Here is a 22,831-nt window from a genome sequence, read left to right on the forward strand (position 1 = left end):
ATCAAGCCCCGCTGGATCAAGCCCCTCCGGCGATCGAGGAGCGGGGTCCGGGGCAGAGCCCCGCGACGGCAACATGAACAGGGCCCCGGCTCCCCTGTCCGGGAGGAGGAGAACCGGGGCAGCGCAGGACGAATCAGGCCCCGGACGACCTGAACCGCGTCGTCCGGTGGACCGGATCCGTGTCGATCTTCGGAATGACGTGCTCCCCGATCAGCCGGATCGAGTTCAGCGTGTCGTCGTGCGAGATCCCGATCGGCAGCCCGAACGACAGCTGGTCGGCACCCGCCTGCTCCCACCGCTTGCACTGCTGGAGCACCTCGTCCGGGTCACCGCAGATCATCAGCTCCTCGGCGATGAGGAGTTCGATGATCTCGGCGCTGTACTCCGGCAGGATCTCCGGCCACTCGGGGATGCCCTCGGGTCGTGGGAAGGTGTCGTGGTAGCGGAACACCAGCGACTGCAGGTAGTTGAGCCCGCCGTTCACGGCGATCTCGACGGCCTTGTCGTGCGTCTCGGCGCAGATCGCCGTCGACGTCACCATGACGTTGTCGTTGACGAAGTCGCCGATGGGCTCCGCGTCCTGGATGGCGGTCTTGTACTGCTCCAGGACCCACTCCATGTCGGAGACCTTCTGCACGGAGAACCCGAGCACCCCGAGGCCCTTGCGGGCGGCCATCGCGTACGAGGGCGGCGACCCGGCGGCGTACCACATGGCCGGGTGGGACTTCCCGTACGGCTTGGGGAAGATCTTGCGCGGCGGCAGCGACCAGTGCTTGCCCTGGAACCCGACGTACTCGTCCTGGAGCCACATCTTCGGGAACTCGGCGATGGTCTCTTCCCAGATCTCCTTGGTGTAGTTCATGTCCGTCACACCAGGGATGAACCCGAGGATCTCGTGCGAGCCGGCCCCGCGCCCGCTGCCGAACTCGAACCGCCCCTCGCTGAGGTGGTCGAGCATGGCGACCTTCTCGGCGACCTTGACCGGGTGGTTGACCTGGGCGAGCGGGTTGAAGATGCCCGACCCGAGGTGGATGCGCTCGGTCGCGTGCGCGAGATACCCGAGGTACACATCGTTGGCCGACAGATGCGAGTACTCCTCCAGGAAGTGGTGCTCGGACGCCCAGGCGTACTTGAAGCCGGACTTGTCCGCCTGGATGACGTACTCGGTCTCGTTCATGAGCGCGCGGTGCTCGGCCGTCGGGTCCGTCAGCGCCTGCTTGCCCACATATCCCTGTACAAAGAGCCCGAATTCCAAGGAGGTTCACCGTCCTCGTCAGTTTCTGACGGATCGTCAGATTGGATGGACCGACTGTTCCACCGCACGCCTGGAGCGTCAATACCTGACGCAGCGTCAGGCAGCGGGTCAGAGCACCGAGACCCCGGCCAGCCAGCCCCCGTCGATCACGAACGGCTGCCCGGTGATGTACGCCGAGTCCTCTTCGGCGGAGAGGAAGAGCGCGAGCCGCGCGACCTCCTCCGCCTTGCCGACCCGGCCCAGCGGCACGAGCTTGCGGTACAGCTCGTCGAGGGCCTCCGAGCCCGCCTGCGCGTCCGCCTCCGGGTCGAGCTGGGCGGGGTTGCTCATGGCCGTGTCGATGGAGCCGGGGCAGATCGCGTTGACCCGGATCCCCTTGGCCGCCAGCTCCAGGGCGGCGACCCGCGTCAGCCCGACGATGGCGTGCTTGCTCGCGGCGTACGCGCCGACGTACGCCATCCCCGTGAGTCCCGTGAAGGAGGACGTGTTGACGATGGTCCCGCCCCCGGCGGCGGCGATCTCCGGGGCCACGGACCTGATGCCGAGGAACGCGCCCACCTGGTTCACGTTCACGATCTGCTGGAACTCCTCCAGGGGCGTGGAGACCAGCTCGTTGAAGCGCAGGATCCCCGCGTTGTTGACGAGCCCGTCGACCTTCCCGAAGGCGGCCTTGGCGGCGGCGACGGCGGCCGTCCAGTCCGCCTCCTTGCTGACGTCGAGATGCACGTACGCGGCGTTCCCGATCTCCTTGGCGACGGCCTCTCCCTGGTCGTCGAGCACATCGGCCACGACGACCCGCGCCCCCTCGGCGGCGAACAGCCGCGCCTCCTGCTCCCCCTGGCCGCGCGCGGCCCCCGTGACGAGGACGACACGCCCGTCGAGCTTTCCCATGGTCCTTGCTCCTCAGGTGAGTTGGGGTGCGACATCAGCGGCGAAGGCCGCGATCTGGTCGACGAGCTCGGCCCGGCCGCGGCTGCGGAAGCGGACCTGGATCTGGTGGACGCCCATGGCGGCGTACGCGCGCAGCGACTCGGCGACGGCGGCCGGCTCACCGGAGACGGTGCGCCGCCCGACGTCCCAGGACGGCGCGCCCACGTACAGCGGCTCGGTGATGGCGCCGATGGTGAGGGGCGCCTCGATCCCCGCCTCGGCGCGCAGCCGCTTCAGCGTCGCGATCTTCTCCGGCAGCCGGTCCCGCGGGTCGCCCTGCGGCAGCCAGCCGTCCCCCTTGAGCGCGGCCCGCCGCACGGCGGGTGCCGAGGACCCGCCGACCCACACGGGCACCCGCGCCTGAGCGGGCCTGGGCAACTGCCCGAGCCCCTCGAAGGCGAACAGCTCCCCCTTGAAGGAGGGGAACTCCTCGGGCCCGAGGGCGGCCTTCAGCGCGTCGACGCTCTCGTCGAGCACGGCCCCGCGCCGGGCGAAATCCACCCCGAGGATCTCGAACTCCTCCTCCACGTGCCCGGCCCCGACCCCGAGGATCAGCCGCCCGCCGCTCAGGTGGTCCAGCGTGGCGTACTGCTTGGCGGACAGCAGCGGATGCCGCAGCCCGACGATGGCGACATGGCTGAGCAGCCGCGCCCGTTCGGTGACCCCGGCCAGGAACGCGAGGGTGGCGACCGGGTCGTACCAGGTCGTCGACATGGCCTCGGCGAGCCGTCGCGGGATGGCCACGTGATCACAGCAGGCGATGTAGTCGAAGCCGCCCCGGTCGGCGGCACGGGCGATCTCGGCGAGGTCCTCGGCCCCCGCGCCGGCCTCCCAGGGTTCGGCGTAGATGGTGCTCTGGGACTGGATCGGGAGCTGTATCCCGTACGCGAGCCGCGTCATACCCTGACCCCTACCTGACGGACCGTCAATTATGGACTGGGGCCATCCTCGTACCTGACGGACCGTCAGACAAGGGTGGTGCACGACTGCGGACGCATCGGCGGGGGTCCGTCCCGGGGGCCGGAATCCCGGCGGTCAGCGGCGCCCGGTCGCGGTCCGGGTCACCGGGGGCGGCGCCGGCGGACGCCGCTCCCGCACGGACACGGGCGCGCACGGACGAGCGCCCCGGGCGCCTACGGCCGCCACAGCCCGTCGGCCGTGAGCCCGAGCAGCTCGATCGCGTTCCCCCGCACGATCCGGTCGACGACGTCCGCGTCCAGGTGCCCCATCTGCGCCTCACCGACCTCCTTCGACTTCGGCCACGTGGAGTCGGAGTGCGGGTAGTCGGTCTCGTACAGGACGTTGCCGACGCCGATGGAGTCGAGGTTCCTGAGGCCGAAGGCGTCGTCGAAGAAGCAGCCGAAGACGTGCTCGGTGAAGTACTCGCTCGGCGGCTTCCTGACCTTGTCGGCGACGCCGCCCCAGCCGCGGTTCTCCTCCCACACCACGTCGGCGCGTTCGAGGATGTAGGGGATCCAGCCGATCTGGCCCTCGGCGTACATGATCTTCAGGTTCGGGAACCGCTCGAACTTCCCGCTCATCAGCCAGTCCACCATCGAGAAACAGCAGTTGGCGAAGGTGATGGTGGACCCGACCGCGGGCGGCGCGTCGGCCGACGTGGACGGCATCTTGCTGCTGGACCCGATGTGCATGGCGATGACGGTGCCGGTCTCGTCGCAGGCGGCGAGGAACGGGTCCCAGTCGTCACCGTGGATGCTGGGCAGCCCGAGGTGCGGCGGGATCTCGGAGAACGCGACGGCCCGCACCCCGCGCGCGGCATTGCGGCGCACCTCGGCGGCGGCGAGCTCGGCGTCCCAGAGGGGGACGAGGGTCAGCGGTATGAGCCGCCCCTGCGCCTGCGGGCCGCACCACTCCTCCACCATCCAGTCGTTGTAGGCGCGTACGCCGAGGAGCCCCAGCTCCCGGTCCGGGGCCTCGGTGAAGGTCTGTCCGCAAAAGCGCGGGAAAGTGGGGAAGCAGAGGGCGGACTGGACGTGGTTGACGTCCATGTCGGCGAGGCGGGCGGGGACGTCGTAGGACCCCTTCCGCATCTGCTCGTAGGTGATGACCTCCAGCTTGATCTCGTCCCGGTCGTAGCCGACGGCGGTGTCGAGCCGGGTGAGCGGCCGGTGCAGGTCCTCGTAGACCCACCAGTCGCCGATCGGGCCGTCGTCACCGGGCTGCCCCATGACGGGGGCGAACTTGCCGCCCAGGAAGGTCATTTCCTTCAGGGGGGCGCGGACGATGCGGGGCCCGGCGTCGAGGTACTTCTTCGGGAGCCGGTCGGACCAGACGGTCGGCGGCTCCACGGTGTGGTCGTCGACGGAAATGATCCGCGGGAAGTCGGTAGATTCCAGGGCGTTTTGAGTGTTTCCGGTCTCCGTGGTCTCCATGGGCTCACGGTAGCGCCGATCTGACGACCCGTCAGCTAGTAGGAGTTGAGGTTCGTACACGTGAGGTCTCTGTGATGGCTGTCTCCCACGGCTGACGTATCCGCCATGAACAAGGCAAACTGGCGGGGTTGCCCTCGTCGGCGCACACGCACCACGGCGCGCCGACTGGACGACGACGCAACACTTCGAACGTGACGGACTGGTGCTGGTGCGGCGGCAGGGGGGGCAGCGACGATGGACGGCGGACCGCGGGTACCGGAGCAGCGGCAGTCCGGCATGCCCGGGGACACCGGCGTCCCGGACCCGGACCACGCCTCCGACCTGCGCTTCAGCGTGCTCGGCCCGGTGCGGGCCTGGCGCGGCGGCGAACCGCTGGCGACGGGTTCCCCGCAGCAGCGGGCGCTCCTCGCGGCGCTGCTGCTCCGCGAGGGCCGCACGGCCACGGCGGGCGAGCTGATCGACGCGGTCTGGGGCGAGGAGTCCCCGCAGCAGGCCCTGGCGGCGATCCGCACGTACGCGTCACGGCTGCGGAAGGTGCTGGCCCCCGGCGTCCTGGTCAGCGAGTCCGGCGGTTACGCGCTGCGGCTGGCCCGCCGGGACGCGCTGGACCTGACCGCGGCGGAGGAGCTCTGGGCGGACGCGGAGAAGGCCCGGCACTCCGCCGACCTGTGCCTGGCGCGGGCCCTGGTGACCAAGGCCCTGGGCCTGTGGGACGGCGAACCGCTGGCCAACGTCCCCGGCCCGTACGCGGAGACGCAGCGCGCCCGCCTGGAGGAGTGGCGCCTGCAACTCCTGGAGGCCCGCCTGGACATGGACCTGGAACAGGGCTGCCACGCGGAGGCGGTCTCGGAGCTCACGGCACTCACCGCGGCCCACCCCCTCCGCGAGCGCCTGCGCGAGCTCCTGATGCTGGCGCTGTACCGCTCCGGCCGCCAGGCGGAGGCCCTTGCGGTCTACGCGGACACCCGCCGCCTGCTCGCCGACGAGCTGGGCGTGGACCCGCGCCCGGGACTCGCCGAGCTCCAGCGCCGCATCCTCCAGGCGGACCCGGCGCTGGCCGAGCCCTCGGCCCCGGCGGCCGAACCGGCCCCGGCCCCGGTCCGCCCCGCCCAGCTCCCGGCGACCGTGCCGGACTTCACCGGCAGAGCCTCCTTCGTCACGGAACTGAGCGACGTACTCGCCTCGGCCTCCTCCGAGACCGGAACGGGCTCGGTGATGGCGGTCTCGGCGGTCGCCGGGATCGGCGGCGTGGGCAAGACGACGCTGGCGGTCCACGTGGCCCACGCGTCCCGGTCCGCCTTCCCCGACGGCCAGTTGTACGTGGATCTGCAGGGCGCGGGCGCGCGGGCGGCGGAACCGGAGACGGTCCTCGGCTCGTTCCTGCGGGCGCTGGGCACGGCCGACTCGGCGATCCCGGACTCCCTGGAGGAGCGGGCGGCGCTGTACCGCTCGACGCTGGACGGCCGCCGCGTCCTGGTCCTGCTGGACAACGCCCGCGACGCCGCGCAGGTCCGCCCCCTGCTCCCCGGCACGGAGGGCTGCGCGGCGCTGATCACGGGCCGTGTCCGGATGGTCGACCTGGCGGGCGCGCACCTGGTGGACCTGGACGTGATGTCTCCCGAGGAGGCGCTCCTGCTCTTCACCCGCATCGTGGGCGAGGAGCGGGTCGCGGCGGAGCGGGAGGCGGCGCTGGACGTGGTGGCGGCGTGCGGCTTCCTCCCTCTGGCGATCCGCATCGCGGCGTCCCGCCTGGCGGCCCGCCGCACCTGGACGGTCTCGGTCCTCGCGGCGAAGCTCGCGGACGAGCGCCGCCGCCTCGACGAACTCCAGGCCGGCGACCTCGCGGTGAAGGCCACCTTCGAACTGGGCTACGGCCAGCTGGAGCCCGCCCAGGCCCGCGCGTTCCGCCTGCTGGGCCTGGCCGACGGCCCCGACATCTCCCTGGCGGCGGCCGCGGCCGTACTGGACCTCGGCGTCGAGGAGACCGAGGACCTGCTGGAGTCCCTGGTCGACACCTCACTGGTCGAATCGGCGGCACCGGGCCGGTACCGCTACCACGACCTGGTCCGGCTCTACGCGCGTGCGTGCGCGGAGCGGGACGAACTGCCACCGGCGGAGCGGGAGGCGGCGATGTCGCGGCTGCTGGACTTCTATCTGGCCACGGCGACGCGGGTCTATGCGATCGAGCGGCCGGGTGACCGGCTGGTGGACCACCTCGAGCCGACCGCCCATGCGGGCCTCACGTTCACCGGTTCCCGTGATGCCCAGGACTGGCTCTACTCGGAGGCGAACTGCCTCATCGCGTGTGTGCGGCAGTCGGTGGACGGCAGTCGGCTGAGGCGGTCGGTGGACCTGCTGTGGGCGGCCAAGGATCTCGCCGAGTCCGGTGCCAACTCCCGGTCGTACGAGCTCGCGGCGCAGACGGTCCGCGTCGCCGCGCACGAACGGGGTGACGCGCGGGCCGAGGGCCGGGCGCGCACCACGCTGACCAACACCCACCTCGTGGCGGGCCGGTTCGAGGAGGCCGACGCGGAAGCACGGCTCGCCATGGAACTCGCGGCCGAGGCGAACGACCCGCTGCCCAGCTGCTGGGCTCCCAACGACCGCGGGATCATCGCCATCTACCAGAATCGGCACGCCGACGGCGAGCAGTATCTGCAGCAGGCGATCAGCAACTTCCGGGCCGACGGGAACGACGTGGGCGAGGCGAGCGCCCTGTGCAACCTCTCCCGTATCCACGTGGCGATGGGCCACACCGCCAGTGCGATCGAGCTGGCGCAGCAGGGCATCGACATCTACGACCGGATGGGCCTGACGCTGCGCCTGGCGAACGGACGCTACGCGCTGGGCATCGCCCTCACGCAGGCGCGTCGGCTCCCCGAGGCACTGGACCAGCTGACCGAGGCGCTGGTGTTGTTCCACGACAACCGTCAGCCCCTGTGGGAGGGCGTGACGCATTTCCGTATCGCGGAGGTGCACCTCGCGGCACGCAGGCCGACCCTCGCCGCCGGCCACGCGGAGCAGGCCATCGCGCTGCGCGGAATCGGCGGTGAGTGGCGGCGCGGTACGGTGCTCACCGTTCTCGGCAAGGCGCTGGACAGCATGGGACAGACGGACCGCGCGCGAGCCTGCTGGCAGGACGCCCTCGCCATCTACGAACAACTGGGTTCGAGCGAGGCCGCCGAGGTGCGCCGGCTGCTGGCGCCCGTCGCGGCGTGACCTGTCGGTTCGCCGCGTTCATCGTTCGTTTATCGCCGCTCGGCACTCTTACTCCTACCGATCCGTCGCGTCGGGGGGCAGACGGATTGTGCGAGAGGCCACGCCATTAAGGTGAACGGCCTCGAGGCGCCCGTCCTGCGACCCTCGGGGGAGTTGCAGGGCGGGCGCCTCGTTCCACCGTACGCACCAGCCGAATCACGGGAGTTGATGGTCATGAGCGACGCCAAGAAGGTAGTCGGCGACATAAAGCCGCAGGACAACCACGCGTCCGACGTCGAGGAGGAGACCCTCACGACGCTGGACAACCACGCGTCCGGCGGCGACCTCAAGCCCCTGGACAACCACGCGTCCGGCGCCGACCTCAAGCCCCTCGACAACCATGCGTCCGGCGAGACCGCATGAACCACTCCTGACGGGGGACATCGGCCGCGGCGGCGCGGAGGGGGAGCCGCCGCGGCCGACGTATGTCCGGTCCCGGGTGCGGACCGAGCGGGCACGGCGAGAGGGACGGGTGGCGGTTTCGGCCGCACCCGTTCATGCCCTAGGGTGCAACGCCGCGCCCCGGCGCGGTCTCTCTCCATCCGACGCACCACCACGGGGATCCCTCATGCGCCTGGCTGCCGCACTCGTCCTGACCTGTGTCCTGTTCGGAGCGGCGCCCGCAACGGCCCAGGCCGCGCCGACGGCCGGCTCCGTCTCGTACACCGCGCAGTCGTCACAACGAGCCGCCAACAGCCTCGGCACCGGCATCGGCAAGAGCACCGGCGGCAGCAGCGGCAGCAAGACGTCTCGGGGCGGCGGCTACTCGTCCCACTACGGCCGGCAGAACTCGTCCACCGGCACGACCGGGAAGCAGAAGATGCCCCTGTGGCAGGCGATCCTGTTTCTGCTCGGTCTCGGAGGTGCCGTCATCTGGGGCCTCGTCCGCCTCGTACGCAAGATCCGCAGGGCTGTCACGAGCTGACGGTCACCAGCATCAGGGGCGCCCCGCACGTCGTGCACCACCGCACCCCCGGCTGACCGCGGCCCACAGACCGCTCAGGCCAGCACCCGCGCCTCCACCACCGGCACCCCCTTCACCCACCAGTGGTCATAGCGCCGATACGCCGCCACGTCCCGCTCCCCCAACATCCGCAGCAACCCCCGCGCCTCCCCCGCCAACTCCTCCCACGCCCCCTCCGGCAGCGGCCGGAACGCCCCCGCCTCGATGCCCTCGCCGTCCGGTGTCACCCGCCACACCCCGGCCACGTAGCCGTCGACCAGCAGCGTCGGCAGCACATCCCCGTTCACCCGGGTCACGTGCTTGCGGTACTCGGGCGGCAGGACCCGGCCCCGGTCGGCGTACGCGAGGAGCACGCTGTCCCACATCGCCATCAGCCGCGGCGGCGCCGGCACCTCCGCGCCGGGCCGGGGCGCCCCGGGCACGTCGTACAGCACCTCACCGCCCGGCCCCGCCAACTCCTCGACCTCCGAGCCCAGTTCACGAAGCGCGTCCCGCACCCGCCCCTTCTGCACGAGCCCGAACTGCGCCATGTCCGCCACCGAGGCGGGACCGAACCCCGCCAGATAGCGGCGGATCAGCACCCGGAGCCCCGCCGCCGCCTCAGCCGGGTCCCCCAGGTCGGGGCGGCACCGGCCGTCCGCCGCCACGAACGCCTGCCGGCCGCCCGCCGGGAACGCCCACGGGACCCCCGCCACCGGCGCGTGCCAGAGCGGCGCCCACTGCCGCAGCATCCGCCACGCCGGACGCGCCAGCGCCCCGTCCACCCCGGCCCGTCCGGCCAGCCACTCGCCCAACTCGGCCGCACCACACGGCTGTTCGGCCAGCGACAGCAACTCCGGCAACAGCGCGGCCGCATCCGCCTCCGTCAGCCCCGACGCCCGGAACCGCGGATCCCGCAGCCGCGCACCCCGCACCGTCGGCTCCACCGCCGCCCGGAAGGACCGGTAGTCGTCGACGTGCACCGCGTGCAGCGTGATCCGCATCAGCGTCGACTTCACCACCCGGAAGCCGCCCACGACCGCGTCCAGATCGTCCGGCCCGAACCCCGCCACCCGGTTCCACAGGGCCACGTACGGCGAAGCGGGCTGCTGCGCCTGAAGCGCGACAACCCGCCGTACCGCATCCTCCACGCCGCCCGCCGAGCGCTCCAACAACAACTGCCGTGCCAGAGTCGCCCGGTTGAGGGCCAGCGCGCTGATCGTCATGCCGGGCATTCTCGCCCAGCGGACCCCGCCGAACTACAGCTGCCGCGCCACCTCGGTGGCCCAGTACGTGAGGATCATGTTGGCGCCGGCCCGCTTGATCCCGGTCAGCGCCTCCATGATCGCCCGGTCCCGCTCGATCCAGCCGCGCTGCGCCGCCGCCTCGATCATCGCGTACTCACCGCTGATCTGGTACGCGGCGACCGGCACGTCCACCGCGTCCGCGACCTTCGCCAGAATGTCGAGGTAGGGACCGGCCGGCTTCACCATCACCATGTCGGCGCCCTCTTCGAGGTCGAGCGCCAGCTCCCGCAGGGACTCCCGCGCGTTCGCCGGGTCCTGCTGGTACGTCTTGCGGTCCCCCCGCAGCGACGAGCCGACGGCCTCGCGGAACGGGCCGTAGAAGGCGGACGAGTACTTGGCCGTGTACGCGAGCACGGCCACGTCCTCGCGCCCGATCTGGTCCAACGCGTCGCGGACGACGCCGATCTGACCGTCCATCATGCCGCTGGGGCCCACCACATGGGCGCCCGCGTCCGCCTGCACCTGCGCCATCTCGGCGTACCGCTCGAGCGTCGCGTCGTTGTCGACCCGGCCCTGCTCGTCCAGGACGCCGCAGTGCCCGTGATCGGTGAACTCGTCGAGGCACAGGTCGGACATGACGATCAGGTCGTCGCCGACCTCGGCGCGCACGTCGCGCAGCGCCACCTGGAGGATCCCGTCGGGGTCGGTGCCCACCGTCCCGGCCCCGTCCTTCTTCTCGTCCAGCGGCACGCCGAACAGCATGATCCCGGAGACGCCCGCCTCGACGGCCTCGACCGCCGCCTTCTTCAGGGAGTCACGGGTGTGCTGGAACACGCCCGGCATCGAGCCGATCTCCACCGGGCTGTCGATCCCCTCGCGCACGAACGCGGGCAGGATCAGGTCGGCCGGATGCAGCCGCGTCTCGGCGACCATGCGCCGCATGGCGGGAGTCGTCCGCAGCCGCCGGGGCCGCGAACCGGGGAAGGAGCCGTACCGAGTCACTGGACTGTCACCTCGTACCTACACGTACCTATGAAAATGAAGCGGGGCGGGCATCCGGCCGAAGCCGGGCACCCGCCCCTCAACTCTGCCCTACGGCGCGGCCCGACGACGCCGCGCCCCGGGGCGCCGCTCGCTCGGCCGGGTCACCGGATCACCGGCCTCGACGGCCGCGTCACGGCGCCGCGCGCCGAAGTCGGCCAGCGCCGCGGCCAGCTTGTGCACCGACGGCTCCGGAGCCATCACGTCGACCCGCAGCCCGTGCTCCTCGGCGGTCTTCGCCGTGGCCGGACCGATACAGGCGATGACCGTCACGTTGTGCGGCTTGCCCGCGATACCGACCAGGTTGCGCACCGTCGACGAGGACGTGAAGAGCACGGCGTCGAAACCGCCGCCCTTGATCGCCTCACGCGTCTCGGCCGGCGGCGGCGAGGCGCGCACCGTCCGGTACGCCGTGACGTCGTCGACCTCCCAGCCCAGCTCGATGAGCCCGGCGACCAGGGTCTCCGTGGCGATGTCGGCTCTGGGCAGGAAGACACGGTCGATCGGGTCGAAGACCGGGTCGTACGGCGGCCAGTCCTCCAGGAGACCGGCGGCCGACTGCTCCCCGCTGGGCACCAGGTCCGGCTTCACACCGAAGGCGATCAGCGCGTTCGCCGTCTGCTCGCCGACCGCGGCGACCTTGATCCCGGCGAAGGCCCGGGCGTCGAGCCCGTACTCCTCGAACTTCTCGCGCACGGCCTTGACCGCGTTCACCGAGGTGAAGGCGATCCACTCGTAGCGGCCCGTGACCAGACCCTTGACCGCGCGCTCCATCTGCTGCGGGGTGCGCGGCGGCTCGACGGCGATCGTCGGAACCTCGTGCGGCACCGCGCCGTACGACCTGAGCTGGTCGGAGAGCGACGCCGCCTGCTCCTTCGTCCGCGGCACGAGCACCTTCCAGCCGAACAGCGGCTTGGACTCGAACCACGACAGCTGGTCGCGCTGGGCGGCGGCGGAACGCTCACCGACCACGGCTATCACCGGACGGTTGCCCTCCGGCGACGGCAGCACCTTGGCCTGCTTCAGCGTCTGCGCGATCGTGCCGAGCGTCGCCGTCCAGGTCTTCTGGCGCGTCGTCGTACCGGCGACGGTCACGGACAGCGGGGTGTCCGGCTTGCGGCCGGCCGCGACCAGCTCACCCGCGGCCGCGGCCACCGAGTCCAGCGTCGTGGACACGACGACCGTGCCGTCGGACGCGCCGACCTCGGTCCAGCAGCGCTCGGAGGCGGTGCGGGCGTCGACGAAGCGGACGTCCGCGCCCTGCGCGTCCCGCAGCGGGACACCGGCGTACGCGGGCACGCCCACGGCCGCGGCGACGCCGGGGACGACCTCGAAGTCGATGCCCTCGGAGGCGCAGGCGAGCATCTCCTCGGCCGCGTACGTGTCGAGTCCGGGGTCTCCGGTGACCGCACGCACGACCCGCTTGCCGCCCCGCGCGGCCTCCATGACAAGATTGGCCCAGTCCCTCAGAGCCGGGACCGCGACGGCAGTTGACGCCTCGTCAGCGGCCCCCGTACGCCCCGACGCGTCCGCGTCGAGCACGGTCACGCCCGCCCTGGCGTGCGTCCGTACCACGTCGAGCACTTCGGGCTCGGCGATCAGCACATCCGCTCGGGTCAGGGCCTCCACGGCCCGTAGTGTCAGCAGTCCTGGGTCACCGGGACCGGCACCCAGGAAGGTGACGTGCCCCAGTGCGCAGGCGGTCGATTCAGCGGTGGTGGGGCTCAATGTGCTCGCTCCCCCATCAGACCGGCCGCACCCTTGGCCAGCATCTCGGCGGCGAGTTCCCGCCCGAGAGCCAGCGCCTCGTCCTCGGACGAGGGCACGGGACCGGTGGTGGACAGCTGCACCAGCTCGGTGCCGTCGGTGGTGCCGACGACGCCGCGCAGGCGCATTTCCTTGACAATCTGCCCGTCGGCCAGCAGGTCGGCCAGCGCACCCACAGGTGCGCTGCAGCCGGCCTCCAGGGCGGCGAGCAGGGCTCGCTCGGCGGTCACGGCGGCCCGGGTGAGCGGGTCGTCCAACTCGGCGAGCGCGGCGACGAGTTCACCATTGGTAGCGGTGCACTCGACTGCCAGTGCCCCCTGACCGGGGGCGGGCAGGATGATGTCGGTCGCGAGGAAGTCGGTGACCTCCTCGGTGCGGCCGATGCGGCTGAGTCCGGCCGCCGCGAGAACCACGGCGTCCAGCTCCCCCTTCTCGACGTAGCCGATGCGGGTGTCGATGTTCCCGCGGATCGGCACGGTCTCGATGCGCATGCCGTGGCTCAGCGCGTACGCGTTGAGCTGGGCCATGCGGCGCGGCGAACCGGTGCCCACCCGGGCGCCCGCGGGCAGCTCGGTGAACTTCAGGCCGTCACGCGCGATCAGCACGTCCCGCGGGTCCTCGCGCAGCGGCACGGCGGCCAGCGCGAGGTCCTCGGGCTGCGCGGTCGGCAGGTCCTTGAGGGAGTGCACGGCGAAGTCGACCTCGCCGCGTACCAGCGCGTCACGCAGGGCGGTCACGAAGACACCGGTCCCGCCGATCTGCGCCAGGTGCTCACGGGACGTGTCCCCGTACGTGGTGATCTCCACCAGCTCGACCTCACGGCCGGTCAACTGGCGTACGGCTTCGGCGACATGCCCGGACTGGGACATGGCCAGCTTGCTGCGCCGGGTCCCCAGCCTCAGTGCTTTGTCGGCGGCGGTCATGCCGGGCCTCGATTCTTGCCTACCGCGTCTTCACGGTCTTGGGGGGTGGCCCGGGAGACGGACGCCACCGTCTCCTGGTCCAGGTCGAACAGGGTCCGCAGCGCGTCCGCGTACCCGGCACCGCCGGGCTCGGCCGCCAACTGCTTGACCCGTACGGTCGGCGCGTGCAGCAGTTTGTCCACCACGCGCCGCACGGTCTGGGTGATCTCCGCGCGCTGCCGCTCGTCGAGGCCGGGCAGCCGGCCGTCGAGGCGGGCGATCTCGCCCGCCACCACGTCCGCGGCCATCGCGCGCAGCGCGACGACGGTCGGCGTGATGTGCGCGGCCCGCTGGGCGGCGCCGAACGCGGCGACCTCCTCGGCCACGATCGCCCGCACCTGGCCCACGTCGGCGGCCATCGGGGCGTCGGCGGAGGCGTCGGCGAGGGACTCGATGTCGACGAGGCGGATCCCGTCGATCCGGTGCGCGGCCGCGTCGATGTCGCGCGGCATCGCCAGGTCGAGGAGCGCGAGCGCCACGGGACGGACGGGCTCGGGGACGCGCTCGCGGCGCATCTCGGGCACCCGGCCCGCGACGGCCAGCGCGGCGATGGCCTCGGCCTCGGACAGCTCGGCGGGGCGGACGCGCTCACCGGGAGCGTTGTCGACCCAGGCGCCGTGCTGTTCCAGGGCGGCCGCGTCGAATCCGGCGACGGCGGCCTCGCCCTCGACGGAGAACCCGCCGCGCACCGCGTCGACCGGGCAGCTGTCGGCAACGGGCTTGCCCGCGACGGGAGCCGAGGCGGGCACGTCACCGCCGGCGGTCGGCGTGCGTCCGGCGACGGCCGCGCGCACCGCGTCGGCGGTCAGGACGAGTCCGGTCGCGCCGGTGCAGGAGACGGCCACGTCGGCACGTGTCAGTTCGTCCGCCACGGCGTCCATGGCGACGGCGCGGGCCGCGGTACCGGCCTCGCCCAGGATCTCCACGAGACGCTCGGCGCGCTCCAGCGTCCGGTTGGCGACGACGACCTCGGCCACCCCGGCCCGCGACAGCGTCGCCGCGGCCAGCGACGACATCGATCCCGCGCCGATGACGAGCGCCCGCTTGCCCTGCGCCCACTCGGCCACCGGCTGTCCGACGGCGAGCTGTTCCAGACCGAAGGTGACCAGGGACTGACCGGCCCGGTCGATCCCGGTCTCCGAGTGCGCCCGCTTGCCGACCCGCAGCGCCTGCTGGAAGAGGTCGTTGAGCAGCTTGCCCGCGGAGTGCAGCTCCTGCGCCCGGGCGAGCGTGTCCTTGATCTGGCCGAGGATCTGGCCCTCGCCGACCACCATCGAGTCGAGCCCGCACGCCACCGAGAACAGGTGGTGCACCGCCCGGTCCTCGTAGTGCACATAGAGATAAGGAGTGAGCTCGTCGAGTCCGACGCCACTGTGCTGGGCGAGCAGCGTCGACAGCTCGGCGACACCGGCGTGGAACTTGTCCACGTCCGCGTACAGCTCGATGCGGTTGCAGGTCGCGAGCAGGGCGGCCTCGGCGGCCGGCTCGGCGGCGAGCGCGTCCAGCAGCAGCTTGGCCTGGGCGTCCGGGTGCAGCGCGGCCCGCTCCAGGACGCTGACCGGAGCGCTGCGGTGACTCAGCCCTACGACGAGGAGGCTCATGCCGGCATCACGGCGGGCACGTCCCCGTCGGGTCCCTTGCGGTCGCGCTCGGAAGGCTTGGTGACCTTGGCGGCGGGCCCCTCGACGCCCACGGCGCCCTCGGCCGCGTCGACCGCGCCCTCGCCGGCCTTGCGCTGCTCGTGGAAGGCGAGGATCTGCAGCTCGATGGAGAGGTCGACCTTGCGCACGTCGACGCCGTCCGGGACGGACAGCACGGTCGGCGCGAAGTTCAGGATGGAGGTGACACCGGCGGCGACGAGCCGGTCGCAGACCTGCTGCGCGGCACCGGCCGGGGTCGCGATGACGCCGATGGAGACGCCGTTGTCGTCGATGATCTTCTCGAGGTCGTCGGCGTGCTGCACGGTCATGCCCGCGACGGACTTTCCGGCCATCGCCGGGTCGGCGTCGATGAGGGCAGCGACTCGGAAGCCGCGGGAGGCGAACCCGCCGTAATTGGCCAGCGCCGCACCGAGGTTACCGATACCGACCATGACGATCGGCCAGTCCTGCGTGAGACCCAGCTCGCGCGAGATCTGGTAGACGAGGTACTCGACGTCGTAGCCGACGCCCCGGGTCCCGTACGAACCGAGGTACGAGAAGTCCTTGCGCAGCTTCGCGGAGTTGACCCCCGCCGCGGCCGCGAGCTCCTCGGAGGAGACCGTGGGCACCGAGCGCTCCGACAGAGCGGTGAGGGCTCGGAGGTACAGCGGGAGACGGGCGACGGTGGCCTCGGGAATTCCTCGGCTGCGGGTCGCCGGTCGGTGAGTTCGGCCAGTTGCCACGGTGCTCCTGCGGGTAGAGCGGGGCTGCGGGCGGCTCTGCGTTACTGGACCGCCCCGTCGAATGCAGGCTATGTCTTTGTGAACGCGTGCACAAAGATGGTGTCCGATTTGCCCGGCCAACGTGACCGGGGTCACGCGCCCCCGGCGCGCTGCGGTGGAACCGGCGCGCAGGCAGCTTCGTTGCTCACCTGTGGGGGGCAAAACCGCACACACTCCTTACGATCCACGCCCCCGAGACCAAAACCGCCCCCGATCCTAAGCGACTTCGGGCGCGATTTGGACTCGTCGGTCAGTGACGTGTGTGACCGCGAGGGGCTCCTGTGTGCACACCGCTACTGCGTGAGTGCACGCCGCAGTCGTTCCTCCTTCACCCGCCAGAAGTCGTGCTGCGCTCCGTCGACGAGAACGACCGGGATCTGCTCCCAGTACTTGCGGTACAGCTCCTCGTCCTCATTGATGTCCTTCTTCTCCCAGGACGCGCCGACCTCGGCGCACACCTTCTCGATCACCGCCTGTGCGTCATCGCACAGATGACACCCCGGCTTCCCGATCAGCGTGACGACGCGCTCCTGTGGCTTCTTCTTCTCGCCTCGGCGAAAAATAGGACTCATACCGGCCATTCTGGCCCCGCCTCCGAACCTCGTACGACGCCGGGATTTCACCGGACGACAGCTTCCCGAAATCCGCTCGACTCCGGAACCACCGAACAGACTGGCTATGCTCGCCGCATGGCCCGCCCGTCTCCCGACCACCACCTCGGTAGGAGGCACTTCGTGCCGCTTGGAATTGGATGGCTCACACCCCGTAGGCGCTCCGCCACCGCGCGCAGCGTGCTGGCAGGCGAGGCCTCGGCCGAGGCCGCCCGCAAGTCCTCCCAGGAACTGGAGGATCAGGCACCGCCCGTCGACGACGCCGAACCGGACTTCCCGGTCGTCGGCGACGACAAGGCCGCCGCCTTCTTCGACCTGGACAACACCGTGATGCAGGGCGCCGCGATCTTCCACTTCGGCCGCGGCCTGTACAAGCGGAAGTTCTTCCAGCGCCGCGAGCTGACCCGGTTCGCCTGGCAGCAGGCGTGGTTCCGGATCGCCGGGGTCGAGGACCCCGAGCACATGCAGGACGCCCGCGACAGCGCCCTGTCCATCGTCAAGGGCCACCGCGTCTCCGAGCTGATGTCGATCGGCGAGGAGATCTACGACGAGTACATGGCGGAGCGGATCTGGCCGGGCACCCGCGCCCTCGCCCAGGCCCACCTGGACGCGGGCCAGAAGGTCTGGCTGGTCACGGCCGCGCCGGTGGAGATCGCCACGGTCATCGCCCGCCGCCTCGGCCTGACCGGCGCCCTCGGTACGGTCGCCGAGTCCATCGGCGGCGTATATACGGGCAAGCTCGTCGGCGAACCGCTGCACGGGCCGGCGAAGGCGGAGGCGGTCCGGGCGCTGGCGTCCGCGGAGGGCCTGGAGCTGGGCCGCTGCGCCGCGTACAGCGACTCCCACAACGACATCCCGATGCTCTCGCTCGTCGGGCACCCGTACGCGATCAACCCCGACGCGAAACTGCGCAAGTACGCACGGGAGCGGGACTGGCGCCTGCGTGACTACCGCACCGGCCGCAAGGCCGCGAAGGTCGGCATCCCGGCGGCGGCCGGCGTGGGCGCCGTGGCGGGCGGCACGGCCGCGGCGATCGCCCTGCACAGGCGGCGTCGCTGACCGCGTCCCGCCCGGCGATCCAGGGGTGTTACCCACCCCCGGCTCCTGCCAGTCCCGTTGATACCACTCGGCCACAACGCGTCACCGCCGCAGCCGGAAGATGACCTAATCCGATCAACAAGTGGTCACTCTCAGGTACTTGAACCATCGTCGATCAGCTACAGAAGTGACGGAATCGATGATTTGAGCAACTGGGTGTAGCGCTCCCTGCACGAAGCGTTATTCTCCTCAGACGCATTCCGGTACCCACGCGTCAGTACGACGGGTGAACGGTCCCGCACTGCACGTGATGGAAGCTCTGCCTCTGGGAGTCCCGTGTTTCAACACGTCGGGGTTGACGCCTCGGGCCTGGCTACGCTGCGCGCAACGGTCGTAGACCGCTTGCGCGGCTTCGTCCCCACCGCGTACGCCGTCCCCGCCCTCGCCGTCGCCGCGCCCGCCGCGACCGGATCCGCCGGTGCCTGCTTCGCCATGGCCGAGAGCGGCGCCGCCACCGTCGGCAGACGCGCACGTTCCGGAGCCGCCGGTACGTCCACTGCCCGCCGTCCCGCAGCGGACAGTGACAGCGCCCGCATGATGGACCTGGTCGAGCGTGCCCAGGCCGGCGAGGCCGATGCCTTCGGGCGCCTCTACGACCAGTACAGCGACACCGTGTACCGGTACATCTATTACCGCGTCGGCGGAAAGGCCACGGCCGAGGACCTCACCAGCGAGACGTTCCTGCGCGCCCTGCGCCGCATCGGCACGTTCACCTGGCAGGGCCGCGACTTCGGCGCCTGGCTGGTCACGATCGCGCGCAACCTGGTCGCCGACCACTTCAAGTCGAGCCGTTTCCGCCTCGAAGTGACCACCGGCGAAATGCTCGACGCGAACGAGGTGGAGCGTTCCCCCGAGGACTCGGTCCTGGAGTCCCTGTCGAACGCGGCCCTGCTCGACGCCGTGCGCAGGCTGAACCCGCAGCAGCAGGAGTGCGTCACGCTGCGCTTCCTGCAGGGACTGTCCGTCGCCGAGACCGCTCGCGTGATGGGCAAGAACGAGGGGGCGATCAAAACCCTTCAGTACCGGGCCGTGCGCACTCTCGCCCGGCTGCTCCCGGACGACGCCCGCTGACCGTTTTCCGTCACCGCCCGCGACGCTCAACTCACCTTCCGTGAAAGTGAGATGCGATCGCGGTCGGATCATCTTTCGTCCGTAACCCAAGTGCCGCGCCGCTCGTTGTGCGGGATGCAGGCTCCCTGTGGTCACTCCTGAACCGGCTTCGCTCACTCGATCGTGTGCACTTCGGCAGGGCGTGCAACCCTCAGGACCCCTTGGGGAGTCGACATGGGAGTCGACCGTCATGACGAGAGGAGGTGCCGCCAGTGATCGCGAACGTATCGGCACACCGGCGGGCGGACGCCTTCGCCCAGGCCCTGGAGGACCAGTCCGACCGGGACCCGGCGGTGCAGCAGCCGGATGATCCGGCCGCTCAGCAGAGCGACCAGGCCGATCGGACCGATCAGGGGACGCTGCTGTCCCTGGCCGCAGGCCTCGGTGAACTGCCCAAGCCGGAGATGGACCCCGAGGTCAAGGTGGTGCAGCGGGCTCAGCTCGTCGCCGCCATGGAGGCCATGCTCCAGGAGGGCGCGGCAGGCACCTCCGTACCGGAGCAGCGGTCCCGGGCCAAGGGAGCACACCGGGCGAGTCCGCTGCGGAAGCTGCGGCCCCGCTCCCGCCTGTCCAAGGGCATCGCCGCGGGCGGGCTCACGGTGGGTGTGGCCGCGGGCGCGTTCAGCGGAGTGGCCGCCGCCAGTTCGGACGCCCTGCCCGGCGACCACCTCTACGGCCTCAAGCGGGGCATGGAGGACCTCAAGCTCGGTATGGCCGACGGCGATTCCGACCGCGGGCAGGTCTATCTGGACCAGGCGTCGACGCGGCTCAACGAGGCGCGCCGGCTGATGGAGCGCGACCGCGCCGGTCACCTCGACCACGAGTCCCTGGGCGAGATCAGGCGCGCGCTCTCCGGCATGCAGTACGACGCGTCCGAGGGCCACCGGCTGCTCAGCGCGGCGTACAAGCGGGACGGCTCGCTCGGCCCGATCCAGATGCTCTCGGCGTTCTCCGAGTCGCATCGGCAGAGCTGGAGCGCCCTGAGCGACCGGCTCCCGGTCCAGCTCGGTGACGTCCGGGACCAGGTGAGCTCGGTCTTCGCCGCCATAGACGAAGAGGTCGAGCCGCTGCGTTCCCTGCTGCCGCAGGCCCCCACGACGGGCGGCTCCGCGGGCACCGGCCAGGGCGGCGGTTCGTCACCGGGGGCGTCCGGCACCGACCGTTCGACGCCGTCCGGCTCGTCCGGCACCGAGCACCGCGGCGACAGCTCCACCAAGCCGAAGCCCTCCAGCTCGGGCAGCGGCAAGGACAAGGACGGCCTCCTCGGCGAGACCACGGGCGGCCTCCTGGACCCGCCGAAGGACGAGTCGAGCCCGACCCCGTCGGCCGGCAAGTCCGGTTCCGGCGACACGGGTTCGGCGAAGCCCGACGTGACGCTGCCCCCGCTGCTGCCCGGCCTGCTGCCCGGCCTCGGCATCGACGGCGAGGACGCCCCGTAGCAGCACGCGGAAGCAGTCAGGGCCCGGAGCGAGTCTCCGGGCCCTGACTGCTGTCGCTCATCGCTTGTCGGTCGTCGTGCGCCGTCGGGCCGTCAGAAGAACACCGACCTGCGCTGCACCAGCAGCTTGTACAGGGTGTGCTGAATCTGTTCCCGCACCTGGTCGGTCAGGTTGAACATCAGCATCGGGTCCTCGGCGGCCTCCGGCGGATACCCGTCCGTCGGGATGGGCTCCCCGAACTGGATGGTCCACTTCGTCGGCAGCGGCACCGCCCCCAGCGGTCCCAGCCAGGGGAACGTGGGCGTGATCGGGAAGTACGGGAATCCGAGCACCCGGGCCAGCGTCTTCGCGTTGCCGATCATCGGGTAGATCTCCTCGGCCCCGACGATCGAGCACGGCACGATCGGCGTACCGGCGCGCAGTGCGGTCGACACGAAACCGCCCCGGCCGAACCGCTGCAGCTTGTACCGCTCGCTGAACGGCTTCCCGATGCCTTTGAAGCCCTCCGGCATCACCCCGACCAGCTCGCCGCCCTCCAGGAGCCGCTGCGCGTCCTCCGCGCAGGCCAGCGTGTGCCCGGCCTTGCGGGCCAGTTCGTTGACGACCGGCAGCATGAACACCAGGTCGGCCGCGAGGAGCCGCAGATGGCGTCCGGTCGGGTGGTTGTCGTGCACGGCGACCTGGAGCATCAGTCCGTCCAGCGGCAGCGTCCCCGAGTGGTTGGAGACGATCAGGGCGCCGCCGTCCGTCGGAATGTTCTCGACGCCCTTCACCTCGACCCGGAAGTACTTCTCCGCGATCGGCCGCAGCAGCGACATCAGGACCTGGTCGGTGAGTTCCTTGTCGTAGCCGAACTCGTCGACGTCGTAGTCCCCGGTGATCCGCCGGCGCAGGAACGACAGCCCGCCCGCGATCCGCCGTTCCCAGCCGCCGCGCTCCTCGGGCGCCGGCGGCTCCTGCGGTTCGGGGGCCGGCTCCGGCTGCTGCACCGGCAGCGGCTTGACCTCGTGCATGTCCCGGGCGGCCGAGGGCTCGCCCTTGCGCCGGGCGCTGCCGCCCGGGCCCCTGCGGCGCGCGGCCCCCTTCCCGGTGGCGCCCCGCGACCGGTCGTCGTCGAAGGGAATGACCTTGGCATCCGCCATCGTTCCTGCGCTCCTCAGTTGGCGCTCTGCGTCGAGGGGTGGCCGGGTGTCCGCCCGCCCAGGAACGGCAGCGACGCGATCCGGTCCACGGCTCCTGACAGTGCCTGCGGCGGCAGCAGCCCGGGGCCCCGGCCGCCGACGAAGTCCGCGAAGGTCTCCGCGGTCGTGTACTTCGGCCGGTACCCCAGGGTGTCGCGCAGCTGGGCCGTCGACACCACCCGCCCGTGCGTGAGCAGCCTGATCTGCTCGGGCGAGAAGTCCGTCGCACCCAGCGTACGCAGTGCGCCGCCCACCCAGGTGACGGCGGGCAGCAGTACGGGGACGGTCGGCCGGCCGAGCCGCCGCGAGCACTGGGACAGCAACAGCACACCGTCGCCCGCGACGTTGAAGGTGCCGCTGTTGAGCGTGCCGCGCGCGGGATCGTGCGAGGCGATCCGCAGCACCTCGATCACATCGTCCTCGTGCACGAACTGCAGCCGCGGGTCATAGCCGAACACCGTCGGCAGCACTGGCAGCGAGAAGTACTCCGCGAGCGGTGAATCGGCGGTCGGGCCAAGGATGTTGGCGAACCGCAGCACGCACACGGCGACATCGGGACGGCGCCGGGCGAAGCCCCGCACATATCCCTCGACCTCCACCGCGTCCTTAGCGAAGCCGCCGCTCGGCAGCGACTTGGGCGGCGTCGTCTCGGTGAACACGGCCGGGTCACGCGGCGCGGACCCGTACACGTTGGTACTCGACTTCACCACGAGCCGCTTCACGCTCGGCGACTTCTGGCACGCGCCGAGGAGCTGCATCGTGCCGATGACGTTGGTCTCCTTCACCGAGCCGCGGCCGCCACTGGCCAGCGGGGTCCCGGTGACGTCCATGTGCACGACGGTGTCCACGGAGTGCTCGGCGAGCACCCGCGCGATCGCCGGCTGCCGGATGTCGGCCTGCAGGAAGTCGGCCCCGCCCAGATGATGGGCAGGCGGTACCGCGTCCACGCCGATCACCCGGTCCACTTCCGGGTCCCGCTGGATCCGTCGTACGAAACGGCCCCCCAGCTGACGGGCCACCCCGGTCACGAGCACGACCTTGCCCAAGATCAGCGCCTACCTTCCGTCCCAGCCCGCCGCGCTCCGCAATCATTGCCTGCAGGTCACGTTAGCGGTTCGATGTTGCGCTGTGATGACCGCACGATGCAGGAAGTGACGACAGCCACAGGCGTACG

At 71.3% G+C, this 22,831-nt stretch carries 19 protein-coding genes; 6 read left to right on the forward strand and 13 right to left on the reverse strand.

All coding sequences use genetic code 11. The annotated features are described in order from the left end of the window. Window positions 1-133 precede the first annotated feature (133 nt). The 4 genes from ACQUQD_RS18025 to ACQUQD_RS18040 all read right to left on the reverse strand — a co-directional run bounded on the left by ACQUQD_RS18025 (window position 134) and on the right by ACQUQD_RS18040 (window position 4,578). Window positions 134-1,255, reverse strand: coding sequence for an LLM class flavin-dependent oxidoreductase (locus ACQUQD_RS18025; protein ID WP_428953121.1), 1,122 nt, complete (start codon window positions 1,253-1,255; stop codon window positions 134-136). Between the two features lie 108 nt (window positions 1,256-1,363). Then, window positions 1,364-2,146 carry an SDR family NAD(P)-dependent oxidoreductase gene (locus ACQUQD_RS18030; RefSeq protein ID WP_428953122.1) on the reverse strand — a complete coding sequence of 261 codons (783 nt, stop codon included), beginning with the start codon at window positions 2,144-2,146 and terminating at the stop codon, window positions 1,364-1,366. A 12-nt stretch (window positions 2,147-2,158) separates the two neighbouring features. Continuing rightward, complete coding sequence (locus ACQUQD_RS18035) at window positions 2,159-3,085, reverse strand: LLM class F420-dependent oxidoreductase (protein ID WP_428953123.1); 927 nt, start codon at window positions 3,083-3,085, stop codon at window positions 2,159-2,161. Window positions 3,086-3,318: 233 nt separating this feature from the next. Continuing rightward, on the reverse strand, window positions 3,319-4,578 hold the full coding sequence (locus ACQUQD_RS18040; RefSeq protein WP_428953124.1) for an amidohydrolase family protein: 1,260 nt from the start codon (window positions 4,576-4,578) through the stop codon (window positions 3,319-3,321). Window positions 4,579-4,812: 234 nt separating this feature from the next. On the opposite strand from ACQUQD_RS18040, the gene ACQUQD_RS18045 reads away from it, so the two are divergent. The 3 genes from ACQUQD_RS18045 (at window position 4,813) to ACQUQD_RS18055 (ending at window position 8,761) form a co-directional block, all read left to right on the forward strand. Continuing rightward, window positions 4,813-7,797, forward strand: a complete 2,985-nt coding sequence (locus ACQUQD_RS18045; RefSeq protein ID WP_428953125.1) for a BTAD domain-containing putative transcriptional regulator — start codon at window positions 4,813-4,815, stop codon at window positions 7,795-7,797. Between the two features lie 213 nt (window positions 7,798-8,010). Further along, entirely contained in the window at window positions 8,011-8,199 is a 189-nt protein-coding gene (locus ACQUQD_RS18050) for a hypothetical protein (protein WP_428953126.1), read from the forward strand. A 205-nt stretch (window positions 8,200-8,404) separates the two neighbouring features. Continuing rightward, the gene (locus tag ACQUQD_RS18055; protein WP_428953127.1) at window positions 8,405-8,761 is read left to right on the forward strand and encodes a hypothetical protein; all 357 of its coding nucleotides are present in this window, start codon (window positions 8,405-8,407) and stop codon (window positions 8,759-8,761) included. A 74-nt stretch (window positions 8,762-8,835) separates the two neighbouring features. Here the strand turns inward: ACQUQD_RS18055 and ACQUQD_RS18060 are convergent, their stop codons facing one another. The 7 genes from ACQUQD_RS18060 to ACQUQD_RS18090 all read right to left on the reverse strand — a co-directional run bounded on the left by ACQUQD_RS18060 (window position 8,836) and on the right by ACQUQD_RS18090 (window position 16,790). After that, entirely contained in the window at window positions 8,836-10,005 is a 1,170-nt protein-coding gene (locus tag ACQUQD_RS18060) for a winged helix DNA-binding domain-containing protein (RefSeq protein WP_428953128.1), read from the reverse strand. Window positions 10,006-10,038: 33 nt separating this feature from the next. Next, a complete protein-coding gene (gene hemB, locus ACQUQD_RS18065; protein WP_428953129.1) occupies window positions 10,039-11,028 on the reverse strand; it encodes a porphobilinogen synthase in 990 nt (329 codons plus the stop codon). A gap of 90 nt (window positions 11,029-11,118) precedes the next feature. Then, a complete protein-coding gene (locus tag ACQUQD_RS18070; RefSeq protein ID WP_428953130.1) occupies window positions 11,119-12,795 on the reverse strand; it encodes a uroporphyrinogen-III synthase in 1,677 nt (558 codons plus the stop codon). After that, window positions 12,792-13,757: a hydroxymethylbilane synthase gene (hemC, locus tag ACQUQD_RS18075; RefSeq protein WP_428953131.1), complete on the reverse strand. Its 966-nt coding sequence runs from the start codon at window positions 13,755-13,757 to the stop codon at window positions 12,792-12,794. The genes ACQUQD_RS18070 and hemC overlap by 4 nt, the downstream gene beginning before the upstream one ends. After that, entirely contained in the window at window positions 13,754-15,397 is a 1,644-nt protein-coding gene (locus ACQUQD_RS18080; RefSeq protein WP_428953132.1) for a glutamyl-tRNA reductase, read from the reverse strand. Before ACQUQD_RS18080 ends, hemC begins: the two co-directional genes overlap by 4 nt. Next, entirely contained in the window at window positions 15,394-16,179 is a 786-nt protein-coding gene (locus ACQUQD_RS18085; RefSeq protein ID WP_428953133.1) for a redox-sensing transcriptional repressor Rex, read from the reverse strand. The genes ACQUQD_RS18080 and ACQUQD_RS18085 overlap by 4 nt, the downstream gene beginning before the upstream one ends. 332 nt (window positions 16,180-16,511) lie before the next feature. After that, window positions 16,512-16,790, reverse strand: a complete 279-nt coding sequence (locus tag ACQUQD_RS18090) for a glutaredoxin family protein (protein ID WP_428953134.1) — start codon at window positions 16,788-16,790, stop codon at window positions 16,512-16,514. A 117-nt stretch (window positions 16,791-16,907) separates the two neighbouring features. On the opposite strand from ACQUQD_RS18090, the gene ACQUQD_RS18095 reads away from it, so the two are divergent. The 3 genes from ACQUQD_RS18095 (at window position 16,908) to ACQUQD_RS18105 (ending at window position 20,476) form a co-directional block, all read left to right on the forward strand. Continuing rightward, complete coding sequence (locus ACQUQD_RS18095) at window positions 16,908-17,888, forward strand: HAD family hydrolase (protein ID WP_428953135.1); 981 nt, start codon at window positions 16,908-16,910, stop codon at window positions 17,886-17,888. Window positions 17,889-18,203: 315 nt separating this feature from the next. Further along, entirely contained in the window at window positions 18,204-18,998 is a 795-nt protein-coding gene (locus ACQUQD_RS18100; protein WP_428953136.1) for an ECF subfamily RNA polymerase sigma factor, BldN family, read from the forward strand. Window positions 18,999-19,249: 251 nt separating this feature from the next. Beyond that, window positions 19,250-20,476 carry a DUF5667 domain-containing protein gene (locus ACQUQD_RS18105; protein WP_428953137.1) on the forward strand — a complete coding sequence of 409 codons (1,227 nt, stop codon included), beginning with the start codon at window positions 19,250-19,252 and terminating at the stop codon, window positions 20,474-20,476. 92 nt (window positions 20,477-20,568) lie between these two features. Here ACQUQD_RS18105 and ACQUQD_RS18110 read toward each other — a convergent pair whose 3' ends face one another. Together ACQUQD_RS18110 and ACQUQD_RS18115 are read right to left on the reverse strand one after the other, a co-directional pair. After that, on the reverse strand, window positions 20,569-21,618 hold the full coding sequence (locus ACQUQD_RS18110; RefSeq protein ID WP_428953138.1) for a lysophospholipid acyltransferase family protein: 1,050 nt from the start codon (window positions 21,616-21,618) through the stop codon (window positions 20,569-20,571). A 14-nt stretch (window positions 21,619-21,632) separates the two neighbouring features. Then, window positions 21,633-22,703, reverse strand: a complete 1,071-nt coding sequence (locus tag ACQUQD_RS18115) for an NAD-dependent epimerase/dehydratase family protein (RefSeq protein WP_428953139.1) — start codon at window positions 22,701-22,703, stop codon at window positions 21,633-21,635. Window positions 22,704-22,831 lie beyond the last annotated feature (128 nt).

Source organism: Streptomyces sp. cg35, from assembly GCF_050410835.1.
In the GTDB taxonomy this organism is placed as follows: Bacteria; Actinomycetota; Actinomycetes; order Streptomycetales; family Streptomycetaceae; genus Streptomyces.

Excerpts from the sequence above, each read along its gene's own strand:
- ACQUQD_RS18090 (WP_428953134.1), bottom strand. The coding sequence starts at position 16,790 with ATGAGTCCTATTTTTCGCCGAGGCGAGAAGAAGAAGCCACAGGAGCGC.
- ACQUQD_RS18080 (WP_428953132.1), bottom strand. The coding sequence starts at position 15,397 with ATGAGCCTCCTCGTCGTAGGGCTGAGTCACCGCAGCGCTCCGGTCAGC.
- ACQUQD_RS18060 (WP_428953128.1), bottom strand. The coding sequence starts at position 10,005 with ATGACGATCAGCGCGCTGGCCCTCAACCGGGCGACTCTGGCACGGCAG.
- ACQUQD_RS18095 (WP_428953135.1), top strand. The coding sequence starts at position 16,908 with ATGGCCCGCCCGTCTCCCGACCACCACCTCGGTAGGAGGCACTTCGTG.
- ACQUQD_RS18030 (WP_428953122.1), bottom strand. The coding sequence starts at position 2,146 with ATGGGAAAGCTCGACGGGCGTGTCGTCCTCGTCACGGGGGCCGCGCGC.
- hemC (WP_428953131.1), bottom strand. The coding sequence starts at position 13,757 with ATGACCGCCGCCGACAAAGCACTGAGGCTGGGGACCCGGCGCAGCAAG.
- ACQUQD_RS18110 (WP_428953138.1), bottom strand. The coding sequence starts at position 21,618 with ATGGCGGATGCCAAGGTCATTCCCTTCGACGACGACCGGTCGCGGGGC.
- ACQUQD_RS18035 (WP_428953123.1), bottom strand. The coding sequence starts at position 3,085 with ATGACGCGGCTCGCGTACGGGATACAGCTCCCGATCCAGTCCCAGAGC.
- ACQUQD_RS18040 (WP_428953124.1), bottom strand. The coding sequence starts at position 4,578 with ATGGAGACCACGGAGACCGGAAACACTCAAAACGCCCTGGAATCTACC.
- ACQUQD_RS18050 (WP_428953126.1), top strand. The coding sequence starts at position 8,011 with ATGAGCGACGCCAAGAAGGTAGTCGGCGACATAAAGCCGCAGGACAAC.
- ACQUQD_RS18055 (WP_428953127.1), top strand. The coding sequence starts at position 8,405 with ATGCGCCTGGCTGCCGCACTCGTCCTGACCTGTGTCCTGTTCGGAGCG.
- ACQUQD_RS18045 (WP_428953125.1), top strand. The coding sequence starts at position 4,813 with ATGGACGGCGGACCGCGGGTACCGGAGCAGCGGCAGTCCGGCATGCCC.